The organism is Gemmatimonadota bacterium, assembly GCA_041390125.1.
Lineage (GTDB): Bacteria > Gemmatimonadota > Gemmatimonadetes > Longimicrobiales > Gaopeijiaceae > JAGQIF01.
In genome coordinates this window covers 22,907-37,109 of sequence record JAWKQN010000022.1, presented here as the reverse complement: position 1 = coordinate 37,109, position 14,203 = coordinate 22,907, and the positions used below count along the sequence as shown (strand labels likewise).

Below are 14,203 nucleotides of genomic sequence, written 5' to 3'. Positions count from 1 at the left end.
CGCGCTGCGGTGCTCTCCCTAGATGCGGGCGTGGGCCCGCGGCTGGCGGGCCTCGGTCCCGCGCTGGAAGGTCCACAGGAAGTTCGTGAATCCCTCCCAGTAGTCGCTGAGCCCGTTCTGCCCCGTCAGACGCATGCGCGCGTCGTAGAGCTGACGCAGCGCGTCGGAGACGCCGCTGCGGGTGCCTTCCGGCAGCACCGCCAGGAAGGAGGAGGCGAGCTCGGGCCGCAGGCCGGACCGCTCGACCAGGCGCCGGTGCTCGGCGAGGTCCTCCCTGGCGAGCGTCTGCACGTTGCGGTTCAAGCGCTCGGCGAGCGTCGATTGCACGAGCACCGGATCCCCGGACGTCGCCAGGGCCAGGTGGGCGAGCACCTGCGCGTGCAGCTCCTTGAAGTACCCCCTGCGGTGCACGAGCTCGTGGGCCAGGATGTGCCCCTCGAACACCCCGGTGTCGCGGAAGATGGCGATGTCGCCCGAGACGATGTCGCAGGCGCCATGCGCGAACGGCAGCAGCACACCGGCCAGCGTCATTCCCCGGATCTCCGAGCTCGTCTCCACCACCTGCCCGGTGAGCGTGGCGAGATAGTCGGTGAGCCGCCGGTTCGCCCGACGGGCCAGCTCCGCGCGCGGCACCCGCTCGTCCGTGTAGCCGTCGTTGAGTCGCTCCACCAGCGCGGTGACCTCCCGCTGGCGCACCTCCCGCGGCATCGGGTCCAGGCGATGCACGTCGGCGCCGAACTCGCGCTCGAAGTCCACGCGCCGCACGCCCATGCGGACGGCCCAGTCCAGCAATGCGCTGCCCGCGTAGCCCATGAAGGCCGCCGCCTGTACGGCGCGTCCCAGCGGCGTGGCCCCGAGCACGAGACGCGCCGCCAGCGGCGCTCCCACCATCACGTCGGAGAGCGAGAAGGGGCTGTAGGTCGCCAGATTGGGAATCTCGATGCGTTCCATGATCCTCGGTGGCCTTCGCCAACGGCCGTGGGCTGCGGGTGATGCGCGAGGTGGGTCCTCGTGGACCGGATCCGGGCTGCGACCGCGCTGGGCTGCGGGGGATCCAAGACCGGATCCGTGGCGGCCTCGGGCCCCGTGCTTCCCGGAACCTGCTCCCCAGCCCATACTCGAAGCGCGGCCCGTGAGGTTCCCCGCGACGCGCGGAGACCCCGACCTGCAGGGTGGGGTAGCACGGCCGTACGACGGTCGCCGTGAGACACCGGACAGGTGGAAGTTGACGTCCCACAAGGAAGCCAGACCCCTGCGCGGGGGACAGCGGCTGGGCAAGTACCGCCTCGAGAAGCGCCTGGCGCGCGGTGGCTTCGCCAATGTCTTCCTGGCGATGGACACCGTGGAAGGCGTGCGCGTCGCGCTCAAGGTGCCGCACGCGCGCCTGCTGTCGGACCGGCTCCTCAAGGTCTTCCGCCAGGAGGCGCGGCTGGTCGCGTCGCTCGACCATCCCAACATCCTGCCCATCAAGAACGCCCAGATCATCGACGGGCACTTCGTCATCGCCACTCCGCTGGGCGAGGAGACCCTGCACGATCGGCTCAAGACCCGCCTGGCCACCAAGACGGCCCTCGCCTACGCCGAGCAGCTCCTGGACGGACTGGCGTATGCGCATCGGCGCCGCATCGTGCACTGCGACGTCAAGCCGGAGAACCTCATCCTCTTCCCGCGCAACCGCCTGCGTCTGACGGACTTCGGGATCGCGAAGGTGGTGCAGCGCACGGTGCGGGGCTCGGGATCCGGGACCGTGGGCTATATCGCTCCGGAGCAGGCGATGGGCCGGCCCTCGTTGCGGTCCGACGTCTTCTCCGCCGGCCTGGTCCTCTACCGGATGTTCTCCGGCCATCTGCCCGAGTGGCCCTTCGAGCGGCCCCTTCCCGGAGAGCGCCGTCTGAAGGAGCGGCTGCATCCGGAGATGGTCGAGCTCATCCTGCGCGCCATCGAGGTGGACGGCCGCAAGCGCTATCAGACGGCCGACCAGATGTACACGGCCTTCCAACGCCTCAAGCCCCGGGCGCTGGCGCATGTGACGCGCAAGAAGACGCGGCGCCTGCGCCGCAGCTCGAACGGGAGTCGCTGGCAGGACGTGCGGTTCCGGGAGTTCAAGCGGGAGCACGGGCGTGCGGTCGAAGCCGTGCACGGCTGCCCCCACTGCGGCGGCCCCGTCAGCGAAGCGATGTCGTGGTGTCCATGGTGTCGCCAGGAGCTCGAGCAGATCGTCGGCGAGAGCCGCTTCCCCGCCACGTGTCCGCGGTGTCAGCGGGGGGTCAAGAAGGACTGGAAGTACTGCGCCTGGTGCTATGGACCGTCGATCGGCGACGGGTCCGGTCGCGCGTACCCGGACCGGCGCTACAGCGCCACCTGCCGCAACCCTTCCTGCACGCGAAAGGACCTCATGCCGTTCATGCGCTACTGCCCCTGGTGCCGCACGAAGGTGCGGCGCGCGTGGCCGGTGCCCGACTCCACACAGCGCTGTGGCCGGTGCCACAACGGCATCTACGGCGCGTTCTGGAGCTGGTGCCCCTGGTGCGCCCACGGGCTCGGACCGCACGCGGGATGAACGCCACTCCCCGCAGCTATCGCGACACCGGGGCCGGCGTCGTCGACACCCTGGACGGTCCCTGGGGCCGGATCGGCGTGCTGTGCCGCGCGCACCCCCAACACGCTGGCGTCAGTGAGGACGCGGCCGCGGTCATCCCCATCGAGGACGATGGGATCGTCCTGGCCGTGGCCGACGGGGTCGGTGGGGCCCGAAGCGGCGAACTGGCCTCGCACCTCGCCATCGAACACCTGACCCGCGTCGCCGAACGCCCGGACGTGCCGCTCCGCGAGCGCGTCATGCGGGCGTTCGAGGAGGCGAACGCCGCCATCCTGGACCTGGGTCTGGGGGCCGCGACGACCCTGGCCGTCGTCACGGTGGTCGGAGGCGTGGCTCGCTCCTACCATGCCGGTGATTCCGAGATGTGGCTCGTCGGCAGCCGCGGGCGGATCAAGTATCGGACCGTGTCGCACTCGCCGGTGGGGTATGCGGTGGCGTCGGGCGTGCTCGACGGCGATTCGGCGCTGTTCCACGAGGAGCGCCATGTGATCTCCAACCACGTCGGGAACCGGGAGATGCGGATCGACGTCAGCCCCCCGCTCCGGTTGGCGCCGCTCGATACCCTCCTCCTCGCCACGGACGGTCTCTTCGACAACCTGCTCGAGAGCGAGATCGTGGCGGGGATCCGCAAGGGACCGCTCCGGGGCGCCCTCGACGGCCTGTCCGGCCAGGTCGTGTCGCGGATGGCGGAGGAGCGGGACGGACAGCCGTCCAAGGAGGACGACGTCACCCTCATCCTCTTCCGGGGACCTCGGAGGGCGTCGACCCCGGGCAACGGCTCCGTGGGGGCGGGGCCACCGGGACCCTGACCGCGCGGCCGCGGGTCGTTGTCACCGTTCCGTTACCGAATTGCCCTTGAATGGTGATTCTGGCGCCGGGATCTTTGCCACGTCCTCCGAGCGCCGGCGGACGTCCCGCAAAACCCCTGGGAACGCCATGAAGAAGGCCATTGTTCTCGTCCCGCTCCTCGCCCTGGCCTGTGGTCCGGGCCGCGAGGGGGGCAGCGACCGCGTCGTGATCCAGAACAAAGGTTCTGATACGCTGGTCAACGTGGCCCAGGCCTGGGCCGAGGCCTACCGGGAGGTGAATCCCAACGTGGCCGTGGCGGTGACCGGGGGCGGATCGGGGACGGGCATCTCCGCCATGATCAACGGCACGGTGGACATCGCCAATGCCAGCCGCCGCATGAGCGAGGAGGAGATCGCCGCGGCCACCGCCAACGGCCACGAGCCGGTCGAGTACATCGTCGGCTTCGACGCCCTCGCGATCTTCCTGCACCCGGACAACCCCATCACGCAGATGTCGCGCGAGCAGCTGCGGCAGATCTACGGAGACGGCGGGACGTTCACCCGCTGGTCCGACCTGGGCGTGACGGTCCCCGGCTGTCCGTCCGACGAGATCGTCGTGGTCAGCCGCCAGAACAACTCGGGCACGTACGTCTACTTCCGCGACGAGGTGCTCGGCGAGGAAGGCGATTTCCGCCTCGGGACCCGCGACATGCACGGCTCCAAGGACGTGGTGGACCTGGTCGAGAACACGCCCTGCGCGATCGGCTACAGCGGGTTGGCCTACGCCAACGAGCACGTGACGATGCCCTGCATCGAGAGCGGGGACGGCGGATGCGTGGCGCCGACCGTCCAGACGGCGCTCGATGGCAGCTATCCCATCGCCCGCCCGCTGATCATGTACACGTCGGGCCAGCCGACCGGCGCCGTGAAGGCGTACATCGACTGGATCGAGAGCCCCGACGGGCAGTGCATCATCAAGGAGCAGGGGTACGCGCCGGTCCACGACATCACCTGCGCCTGACGCCCTGACACCGTAGGATACCCGGGCGCCCCCCGCATGGGCGGGGGGCGCCCGCACCCTTCCAGGCAGGACCCGCGACCGCATGTCCCATTACGAGCAGAGGTTGGAGCAGGACGCCCAGGCCTTGCGGAGCGGCGTCGCCAAGGTGGGGAAGTGGGTGTCGGAGAACGTGGCCGACGCCGTGCGGGCGTTGACGACCAACGACAAGGTGCTCGCCAACCGTACCATCCTGCGTGACCGGGCGGTCAACCGTCAGATCGACGATCTGGACCATCTCTGTCACGTCTTCGTGATCCGCCACCTGCCGAGCGCGGGCCATCTTCGTCTGGTGTCCTCCGTCCTGCGGGTCAACGTGGCGCTCGAACGCATCGGCGACTATGCCGTGACGGCGTGTCGGGAGCTGCTGCAGCTCTCGGCTCCCCTTCCCGAAGGTGTCGCCGCCGACATCGCCATCCTGGGCGATCAGGCCGGGGCGGCCCTGCGGAACGCGGTGGAGGCCTTCGTCACCGGAGACCTCTCCAAGGCCGCCCAGGCCGAGGGGATGGCCAAGCAGGTGGACCCCACGTTCCTGAAGACCTACCGGGATCTCACCCAGGCCGGCGACCGGGATGAGCGCCAGACCCGCGACCTGTTCAGCACGTTGCTGGCGGCACGCGTCATCAAGCGGGTGGCCGATCAGGCGGAGAACCTCTGCGAACAGACGCAGTTCCAGGTCACCGGAGAGAGCAAAGGCCACAAGACCTACCGCATCCTGTTCTTCGACGAGCGGGGAGCGCTGCTCAGCCGCATGGCCCAGAGCTTCGCCGAGGAGGCATATCCGGACACCGGCCGGTTCCGCAGCGCGGGATACGCGCCGGCCGACCACTTCGATCCGGGCCTGCTGGCGTTCCTGCAACAGCGCGGCGTGCACGTCGAGGGTGCGCCCGTGGCGCTGGCCAAGGCCCTGGACGTGCCCAAGCACTACCACGTGATCGTGGGGATCGGGGCCAAGGCGTCCAATCACATCAAGGACATCCCGTTCCGCACGGTGACCCTGACGTGGGATCTGGGAACCGCCCTCCAGGAGGCGGAGCGTGTGCCGGAGACGGAGCGCTACTCCGCCCTGTACCGCGCCGTCGCCGACCACGTCACGGCGCTCATGGAGACCCTGGGGGTCGAGAGCCACCGGTGAGCGCAGCGCCCCCACCCCCCGACGCCACGCTCCAGGACTTCGATCGCCGCACCGCGGAGTGGTACGTCGATCGGATCATGCAGGCCGTCGTGTTCATCGGCGGCATCAGCGGCATCGTCTTCGTCATCGGCATCTTCGTCTTCGTCGCGAAGGAAGGCCTGCCCTTCCTGACCGGCCGCTTCAGCTTCAGCGAATTCTTCGGCTCCCCCGCCTGGCGGCCCACCTCCCGCAACCCCACCTACGGCGCCCTGGCGCTGATCGCGGGCACGGCCAGCGTCACCGGGCTGGCCATGCTGGTGTCGGTGCCGTTCTCGCTGGGCGCCGCGGTCTACATCGCCGAGTTCGCGCGCGGTCGCACACGCGAGTGGCTCAAGATCCTGGTGGAGATGCTGGCCGCCATCCCGTCGGTGGTCTGGGGCTTCATCGGGCTCGCCATCATGAACCCGCTGATCATCGACCTGTTCGATCAGCCGGTGGGGCTGAACGTCCTCAACGCCGGGATCATCCTGGGGTTGATGGCCGCGCCCATCATGACCACCATCGCCGAGGACGCCCTCAAGGCCGTGCCCGACCACTACCGCGAAGCCGCCGAGGCCATGGGGGCCACGCGCTGGCAGGTCGTGTGGCGGGTGGTGTTGCCGGCGGCCAAGAACGGGCTGGTGGGCGCGGTGCTGCTGGGAGTCGGCCGGGGCTTCGGGGAGACCCTGGCGGTGCTGATGGCCAGCGGACACTCGATCAACATCCCCACCAGTCCCTTCGACTCGGTGCGGGCGCTGACCGCCACCATCGCAGCGGAGCTGGGCGAGGCGCCGCAGGGTTCCGAGCACTACCGGGCCCTGTTCACGCTCGGGATCCTGCTCTTCGCGGTGACGTTCACCATCAACCTGCTCGCGGACCTGGTGGTGCGCGGCGTGCGCCGGAAGTAGTCGGACATGTTCGAGGCCACCGCGCTCAACGCACGCGACAAGCAGGTCGAGGGTCTGGTCCGGATCCTCTTCCTCCTGATGACCCTCATCCTGGTGGTGCCGGTCCTGCTGATCCTGGGCGTGCTGATCGTCCGGGGCGGGCCCGCCATCTCCTGGGAGTTCCTCACCGCCGAGCCCACCAACCAGATGCGGGAGGGCGGGATCTTCCCGGCGCTCGTGGGCACCATCTGGCTCGTCGGGGTGGCGCTCGCCGTGTCCGTCCCCATCGGCGTGGCCGCCGCCATCTACCTGTCCGAGTACGCAACCGACAACTGGCTGACCCGCGCCATCAACCTGGCCATCATCAACCTGGCCGGTGTGCCCTCCATCGTGCACGCGCTGTTCGGTGTGGGCGCCTTCGTGCTGTTCTTCGGGTTGGGCACCAGCATCCTGGCGGCGAGCCTCACGCTCGCCGTGATGACCCTCCCGGTGGTCATCGTGGCCACGAGGGAGTCGTTGCAGGCGGTACCCATGGCGTTCCGCGAAGCCTGCTGGAACATGGGTGCCACGCGCTGGCAGACCATCCGCAAGGTGGTGCTCCCGAACGCCATCAGCGGGATCCTGACCGGCATCATCCTGGAGGTGTCGCGCACCACCGGTGAGACGGTGCCCGTGATGTTCACGGGTGCGGCCTTCTTCGTGCCGTTCCTGCCCGAAAGCGTCTTCGATCAGACGATGGCGCTGTCGCTGCACCTGTTCGCCGTGTCCACGCAGGTGCCGGGCGTACCCGAAGAGCTGCCCTACGGCGTCGCCTTGGTGCTGATCTCGCTCGTGCTGGCCATGAACGCCCTGTCCATCGCGTTCCGGATGTACCTGCGCAACCGCAAGAAGTGGTGACGTCCCCCGCGGCGGCTCCCGCCAAGCTGGAGGTCCGGGACCTCACGATCCGCTACGGGCCCGACGCCGTGCTGCGGAACGTCAGCCTGGATGTCCGCGAGCACGAGATCTTCGGGATCATCGGTCCCGCGGGCTCGGGCAAGACCTCGTTCCTGCGGGCCCTGAACCGCATGGACGAGTTCAACCCCGAGATGCGGGTGGACGGCCGGATCTCCTTCAACGGGAAGGAGGTCCGCCACTGGCGCAACGTCTTCGCGCTGCGGAGGCGGGTGGGCGTGGTGTTCCCGCTGCCCGTCGGTCTGCCCCTTTCCGTCTACGACAACGTGGCCTTCTCTCCGCGCCTGCGCGGTGTGAAGGCGAAGGCGGAGCTGGACGCGATCGTCGAGCGCTGCCTGCGTCGGGCCGCGCTCTGGGACGAGGTGAAGGATCGCCTGGGCGCCCTCGGCAGCCTGCTCTCCGGCGGTCAGCAGCAGCGGCTCACCATCGCGCGTGCGCTGTCGCAGGAGCCGGAGCTCCTCCTGCTGGACGAGTTCTCCATCGCGGTCGACCCCGTCACCACCATGCGTATCGAGGACGTGCTGAAGGAGCTCAAGCAGGAGCTGACGATCGTCCTCGTCACCAACCTGGTGCAGCAGGCGCGGCGTCTGGCGGACCGCACGGCGTTCTTCCTGATGGGCGACCTGGTCGAGGTGGGCGAAACGGAGGCCCTCTTCGAGGGGCGGGTGCAGGACCGGCGGACCGCGGAGTACCTGGAGGGCCGCTTTGGTTGAGACCCGGAGTCTCGCGCCGCCCGACGGCGACCAGGTGCGCTACGCCATCGAGACGCGCGACCTGAACCTGTGGTACGGCGACTTCCAGGCCCTCTTCGACGTGAGCCTGCGGATCCGGCGCGGGATGATCACGTCGCTGATCGGGCCTTCCGGGTGCGGGAAGTCCACCTTGCTCCGGAGCTGCAACCGGATCGTGGAGCGGCTCGGGTACGTCCGCACCACGGGGCGGATCGAAGTCCTCGGTCACGATGTGTACGGGCCGGCGGTGGAGCTGGTGCAGGTGCGCAAGCAGGTGGGCATGGTCTTCCAGCGGCCCAACCCGCTTCCTCTCTCCATCCGGGACAACGTCCTGTTCGGATACCGGCTGCACGAGCGCGGGCGTTCGATCTCGTCGTCGGAGGAGGCGGCGATCGTCGAGGATGCGCTGCGTCAGGTCCTGCTCTGGGACGAGGTCAAGGACCGGCTGGATCGCAGGGCCACGGAACTCTCCCTCGAGGCGCAGCAGAAGCTGTGCATCGCGCGGCTGCTTCCGGTCAAGCCCACCGTCCTGCTGATGGACGAGCCCTGCTCGGCCCTCGATCCCAAGGGAACGGCGGCCGTGGAGGAGCTGATCTGGACGCTCCGCGGCACCTACACCATCCTCATCGTCACGCACAACATGGCGCAGGCGCGGCGCGCGTCGGAGGAGTGCGTGTTCATGCTGTTGGGGAAGGTGATCGAGCACGGCGTCACCGAGGAGATGTTCCTCGCGCCGGACGACCAGCGCACGGCCGACTACATCGAAGGCCGCTACGGCTGAGCGTCTCCGGGACGGCGGTCCGCCCGGGTCCCACCGGACCCGCAGCCACCGAGGCCGAACGGGCCGCGGTGGCGGGTCGGGTCAGCCTCCCGCGCGCAGGACCAGACCCACCTCCAACGTACGCCGTCCGGAGCGATTGCGGGTGTCGGGCAGGCTCAGGAGGTCCTCCCCCGCCGCGGCCTGCGCCACCGTGATCTCCGCGTCGGGCTCGCCCAGCGTGAGCGCACGCCAACGGCCGCCTACCAGTACGCTCGCCCGGGGGTGCACCTCCCACTCCAGATCCGCGCCGATGACGCCGCCGGTGCTGGACCAGGAGCGGCTCATGTGGGCTCCGAGGCGCGCGCCGAGCAGCGGGCTGCGCTGGAAGGTGCCGACCTGCGTCACCTGCACGCGCTCCCACGAGAAGACCGGCCCCCCGAGGATGCTCAGGTCCCAGCGCGCGCCGCGGGTCAGCGTGAAGCGCGCGGTGACGTCCAGACCGAGCGTGCGCAGGTCATGGTGCTCCCGCACACCGGGCCCGCCGGCCTCGAACCACAGCCCGTCCGAGGCGCCGTCCACCCAGAAGCCCGACACCTCGACCTCGGGGAACGAGGAGAAGGGGCGGGCCCGCAGCCCGAGCCGCACACCAGGGCGCCACGAAGTCGTCTCGACGTAGCGGATGTTGTTGATCGCCTGATCGAACGTGAAGACGGCCACACCGTCGTAGATGTCGGCGGGCGAGGCGCCGATGCCCGACACCAGGAAGGTGACGGGATAGGCATCCCGCCCGAAGGAGGGCAGGCGGCGCTCGACGACGCCCGAGCCTGCGTGCGTCTCCACCAGGATGACGCCCCAGCGACCGGCGTCACCGTACAGCGCGGCGGCGTCGAGCGGGGAGAGGATCTCGAAACGCTCGACGCTCTCGGGCGGGAGATCCGCGAGGGCGAACTGCGGATCGAGCGAGAGGCGTCCGTCGATGTAGACGTTCATCTGCAGGCAGGAGCCCTGTCCGAAGCGGCCGCTGCGGGCGCGCGGATGCTCCACACAGATGCGGCCGGACTCACCGGGCAGCGCGAGGTCACGGACGGTGAGGCCGGGCACGTTGGCGCTCTGGATGAGGTCGCCCAGGTTGCTCACGCGCGGCAGGGCGCGCTCGATCTCGCTACGCGTCATGCCGGGGTGCATGCCGGTCAGGCCCGCCCCCAGGGTGCCGCGCCGGGCCACCACGTTGAGGGGTTCCAGCTCGATGGCCTCGGCGCTCACCGTCAGCCGGACCTCGACCCGTTCCCCGGGGGCCAGGCCTACCGTGTCCGTCCGCTCCCGGTATCCCGGGTGTGTGGTATGCAGGACCACGAACCCCGGGGGAACCTCGTCGAAGCGGAACTCCCCGAGCGCGGAGCTGAGGACGCGACGCCGGAGCCCGACCAGCGTGATCTCCGCCCCTTCCACCGTCGTGCGGCCGCCGGCCTCGAGGATCACGCCCGAGATGCTCGCCGGCGCCGCCTGACCCCGGGTGGGAGCGGGCAGGAGCAGGCCCAGGAGCAGCGGAACGGCGGTCAGGATGCGGCAGCGCACGGTACGGCCTCCGGAGAGGGGAACGTCTCTGGGTAGGGTCGGGCGGCGACTGCCGCGCCCCGGGCGGCGCCCCACCCGGGGGTGCGGCGCGACACACGACCCATCCGCCAACGTACGACGGAACGCCCGTCCCGCTACGGACGCCGGCCGGTCGCGAGCGCAGGTCGCCGGCGTCCGTGCCCCTGGGCTGCACGAGGGGTCGGCGCGATCGCGTCCCGGGGCGTCGGCACCCGGACCTCGCCGCTCAGCGGCAGCGGTAGTAGGCGCCGAGGTTCTCGTGCAGCTCGAGGTAGATGACGTCGCCGGGGTCCACATCGATGGACTCGGTGAAGCAGCGCTGACCCGCCAGCAGATCGATCTCCACCTGGAGCGGCATGGAGAAGTCCCAGGGGATGGTGAACGTCGCCTCCTGCTTGCCGCGCGCGATGCCGAGCCGGACCCGCTGGCCACCGCGCAGGGCCCACAACGTCGCGTCCGCGAAGTTCAGGTTGAGCACGTCGACCTGCACGGTCGCGGCGTTGCCCTCGCGGAACACGTCGTCCCGGCCGCGCGGGTTCCCGCTGGCGCAGGCGGTCGTGAGGAGCAGCAGGACGGCGAGGAGCGGTGCGCGACGCGGGGCGGCGCGGAGGCGGGGGAAGGCGCTCATGCGGGAGGGAGCACGCGCAGCTCGTCCAGGGCGCCGCGCGCGCCGCGGTCGGCCACGTGCAGGATGGTGGCGGCGATCTCGGCGGGATCGATGAACGTCCGCGGGTCCGTGTCGGGCATGGAGCGGCGGTTCTGCGGGGTGTCGAAGGCGCCCAGCGGATGGACGATGGACACCCGCACGCTCCGGGGCGCCAGCTCGCGACGCAGCGAACGCAGCCAGGCGATGAGCGCCCCCTTGCCGGCGGCGTAGGAGGCCATGCCCGGTCCACCCTCGAGCCCGGGCGCGGCGCCGATCCCGATCACGAAGCCGTCCCCCCGCGCCAGCAGGTGGGGCAGGACGGCGCGTACGGCATGCACGGCCGTGCGCAGGTTCAACGTGAGCATCCGCTCCAGCTCGTCGCCGTCGCTCTCGGTGGCCGGGCTCATCGCGAAGCCGCCCACCAGGTGGATCAGCCCGTCCACGCCCCCCAGGTCGTCGACGAGGCCGGTCAGACCGGAGCGGGCCGCTTCCGCTTCGTGCAGGGCGACGGTCCGCACCACGGCCTCAGGGTGCGTGCGGGTCAGCTCGGCGTGCTCGCGCTCGTCGTAGGCGGCGAGGCCCAGCCGCCAGCCTGCGTGCGCGAACGCCTCGCACACGTGCCCACCGAGGGCACCCCCCGCGCCGGTGACCAGGACGGCGCGGCGGTTCTGGGCAGCGGACGGCTCCACGGACGCTCCGGGGTGGAAGGGACGCTCGGCAACGTAGGGCGGACGGCCCCGCGGAGGACAGGTCCCGGGTCCTCGATGCGCGACGGGCCCTCCCCGGAGGGAGGGCCCGCGTATCAGAGGAGCCCCCGCTCGACGCTCAGAACACCGACTCGAGCGAGATCGTGAAGTTCCGTCCGGGCTCGGGACGGAAGAAGCTCGCGTTCGACGACTCGGCGTACAGCCGGTCGCCGAGGTTGGCCACGCCCAGCGTGATCCGCTGCTCGGTGCGGTCGCCCAGGCGCAGCCGGGCCCCGAGCCGTGCGTCCTGCACCGTGAAGGCGGGCAGGACCTCGCCCAACGGGTTCTGGCCGAGGTCCACGTCCTTCTGCTCGCCGTTGTGCCGCACGTCGTAGGCGGCAAAGAAGCGGCCGTCGGGTGAATCCCAGCGCAGGGTGCCCGTCACGCGGTTGGAGAACGTCTCCCCGGTGGGGCTGTCCGGCCGCAACGCGTCCTCGGAGGAGAGGTGGGTGTACGTCCCGGCCAGGGTGAAGCCGGCAGCGACGCGGGCCTCTGCGGAGGCCTCCACACCGCGATAGATCAGCTCGTCGATGTTGGTGGGCTGGAAGGCGGCCAGTCCCTGGATGGTGTCGCCGGTCACCTCGGTGCGGATGCCGTCGAAGAGCTTGTTGCGGAAGGCGAACACCTCGAACGCCGCCCGGCCTCCCTGGTAGCGCAGCCCGGCGTCGAGGCTCAGGCTGGTCTCGGCCGTGAGATCCGGGTTGCGGACCTGATACGCTCCCGCCTCCGGCACGGGCCCTTCGAAGAACCACTCGATGAGGTTGGGCGAACGGAAGCCCCGGCCCACCGAGCCCACCAGGCTCCACCGCTCCGCCACCGGGACGATGGCGTTGAGCGACGCCACCACGGCGGCATCGGTGCGCTCGACCGGCCCGAGGTTCAGGGCCGGTGCCGCGTCCGCGCTCGCCTTGAGCGTCTGGGCGCGCACGCCGCCGATCAGCGTGACCGCGCGGGGGAGGTTCCACTCCGCCTGCGCGAAGGCGCCCAGGGAGCGATAGCTGGAGTTGGGCACGTTGGAGAGGTCGCTCTCCTCGACCTGGGGCGGACCGAACCCCGCCACGGTGGTCACGGTGCGGTCCGTGTTCTCCGAGTCGTCGTGGAACCCGTCCGCTCCATAGGTGAGCAGCACCGATCCCATGAGCTTCTTGGCTTCCAGTCGACCCCCGAATGTGCGCAGGTCGGTGTAGTTGTCCGTGTCGATGGTGATGCCGGCGCCGGGGAAGCCGAAGCTCTGGAAGAAGTCGAAGGCGAGCGTGCGCTCGTTGTCCTGCGCGTAGGTCGTGAGGTCGAAGCGATCGGCGAGCCCCCATCCCACCTGCGCCGAGTAGCCGGCCGTCACCTTCGTGAAGCGCTGCTCCGGGTATGTGATGTCGATCCGCGGCGTGCCGGGTGCGTACAGCTCGGGGTCGACCAGACCGAAGCCGGCGTCGTCGGCGCGGTAGTGCTCGGCCCGGACGTAGAGCTCATGGCCCGCGGCCGGGTGGAACGCCAGCCGGCCATCGAGGCTGAGGTCGTCCACGCCCGTGCCGGTCACCGAGGCGTCGTCCGCCAGCGTGATGTCCCCGAAGGCTCCCGAGGGTGCCTCGTACGCGCCCGCGGTGCGCCAGGAGCCGCCGAGCGAGAAATCCACCCGGTCCTCACGGCCGCTGAGACGGGCGCTGGTGCGATGCAGCTCGGAGGCGGAGCCGAAGCGATATCCGACAAGGCCGTGCACGCCTTCCCGGTCGGGCCGGCGCGTGATGACGTTGACGACACCGCCGATCGCGTCGGTGCCGTAGAGGACGGAGGCGGCCCCGCGCACGACCTCGACGCGCTCCACGGTCGCAACGTCGCTCAGCGCGGGGACCTCTCCGAAGTCCTGCTGCCGCCGGGCGTTGTTGAGCCGGATCCCGTCCTGCAGGAGCAGGATGCGCTGGCCGCGCAGCCCGCGGATCACCGGCCGCGGCTGCTGCACGCCCACGCCTGTCACGTCGAGCCCGGGAAGGGTCCGGAACAGGTCGGTCACGGTCTCGGCGCTGCGATCCTGCAGCGTCGCGGCGGTGACCACGCTGACGGGGGCGGGGGTGAGGAAGACCTCGCGCGCCGTGCGCGTCGCGGTCACTTCGATGGGCTTCAGCAGATAGACCAGCGTATCTCCGCGCAGGCTGTCACTGCGGATGCGGAGCTGGGCGTCGAGCGGGGTTCGGGTGGACAGGGCGAGGAGGAGGAAAAGCGGGAGGGAGCGAGACGCCGCTCGGAGGATGCGCACGACAATCGGTCCTGGAGAAGACGGGGGACGGGCTTTCCGCC

The 14,203-nt window shown here is 70.3% G+C and carries 13 protein-coding genes; 8 read left to right on the top strand and 5 right to left on the bottom strand.

All coding sequences use genetic code 11. From position 1 onward, the window contains the following. Positions 1-18: 18 nt before the first annotated feature. Positions 19-951 (bottom strand): hypothetical protein, encoded by a 933-nt coding sequence (locus R3E98_19470; protein ID MEZ4425584.1) that lies wholly within the window; start codon positions 949-951, stop codon positions 19-21. A 274-nt stretch (positions 952-1,225) separates the two neighbouring features. On the opposite strand from R3E98_19470, the gene R3E98_19465 reads away from it, so the two are divergent. The 8 genes from R3E98_19465 (at position 1,226) to R3E98_19430 (ending at position 8,950) form a co-directional block, all read left to right on the top strand. After that, a complete protein-coding gene (locus tag R3E98_19465) occupies positions 1,226-2,560 on the top strand; it encodes a serine/threonine-protein kinase (GenBank protein MEZ4425583.1) in 1,335 nt (444 codons plus the stop codon). Next, entirely contained in the window at positions 2,557-3,408 is an 852-nt protein-coding gene (locus R3E98_19460) for a protein phosphatase 2C domain-containing protein (GenBank protein MEZ4425582.1), read from the top strand. The genes R3E98_19465 and R3E98_19460 overlap by 4 nt, the downstream gene beginning before the upstream one ends. Positions 3,409-3,535: 127 nt before the next feature. Then, positions 3,536-4,408: a phosphate ABC transporter substrate-binding protein gene (locus R3E98_19455; protein MEZ4425581.1), complete on the top strand. Its 873-nt coding sequence runs from the start codon at positions 3,536-3,538 to the stop codon at positions 4,406-4,408. Between the two features lie 82 nt (positions 4,409-4,490). Further along, positions 4,491-5,579: a PhoU domain-containing protein gene (locus R3E98_19450; GenBank protein MEZ4425580.1), complete on the top strand. Its 1,089-nt coding sequence runs from the start codon at positions 4,491-4,493 to the stop codon at positions 5,577-5,579. Continuing rightward, positions 5,576-6,505, top strand: coding sequence for a phosphate ABC transporter permease subunit PstC (pstC, locus tag R3E98_19445; GenBank protein MEZ4425579.1), 930 nt, complete (start codon positions 5,576-5,578; stop codon positions 6,503-6,505). Before R3E98_19450 ends, pstC begins: the two co-directional genes overlap by 4 nt. 6 nt (positions 6,506-6,511) lie before the next feature. Next, positions 6,512-7,381, top strand: a complete 870-nt coding sequence (gene pstA / locus R3E98_19440; GenBank protein MEZ4425578.1) for a phosphate ABC transporter permease PstA — start codon at positions 6,512-6,514, stop codon at positions 7,379-7,381. Next, positions 7,378-8,151 (top strand): phosphate ABC transporter ATP-binding protein, encoded by a 774-nt coding sequence (locus tag R3E98_19435; GenBank protein ID MEZ4425577.1) that lies wholly within the window; start codon positions 7,378-7,380, stop codon positions 8,149-8,151. Before pstA ends, R3E98_19435 begins: the two co-directional genes overlap by 4 nt. Then, positions 8,144-8,950: a phosphate ABC transporter ATP-binding protein gene (locus R3E98_19430; protein ID MEZ4425576.1), complete on the top strand. Its 807-nt coding sequence runs from the start codon at positions 8,144-8,146 to the stop codon at positions 8,948-8,950. Before R3E98_19435 ends, R3E98_19430 begins: the two co-directional genes overlap by 8 nt. Positions 8,951-9,031: 81 nt before the next feature. Here R3E98_19430 and R3E98_19425 read toward each other — a convergent pair whose 3' ends face one another. The 4 genes from R3E98_19425 to R3E98_19410 all read right to left on the bottom strand — a co-directional run bounded on the left by R3E98_19425 (position 9,032) and on the right by R3E98_19410 (position 14,162). Next, positions 9,032-10,504 (bottom strand): carboxypeptidase regulatory-like domain-containing protein, encoded by a 1,473-nt coding sequence (locus R3E98_19425; GenBank protein MEZ4425575.1) that lies wholly within the window; start codon positions 10,502-10,504, stop codon positions 9,032-9,034. Between the two features lie 244 nt (positions 10,505-10,748). Beyond that, positions 10,749-11,150 (bottom strand): hypothetical protein, encoded by a 402-nt coding sequence (locus R3E98_19420; protein MEZ4425574.1) that lies wholly within the window; start codon positions 11,148-11,150, stop codon positions 10,749-10,751. Continuing rightward, positions 11,147-11,857: an SDR family NAD(P)-dependent oxidoreductase gene (locus tag R3E98_19415; GenBank protein ID MEZ4425573.1), complete on the bottom strand. Its 711-nt coding sequence runs from the start codon at positions 11,855-11,857 to the stop codon at positions 11,147-11,149. The genes R3E98_19420 and R3E98_19415 overlap by 4 nt, the downstream gene beginning before the upstream one ends. Before the next feature lie 136 nt (positions 11,858-11,993). Then, positions 11,994-14,162: a TonB-dependent receptor gene (locus R3E98_19410; GenBank protein ID MEZ4425572.1), complete on the bottom strand. Its 2,169-nt coding sequence runs from the start codon at positions 14,160-14,162 to the stop codon at positions 11,994-11,996. Between the last annotated feature and the right edge of the window lie 41 nt (positions 14,163-14,203).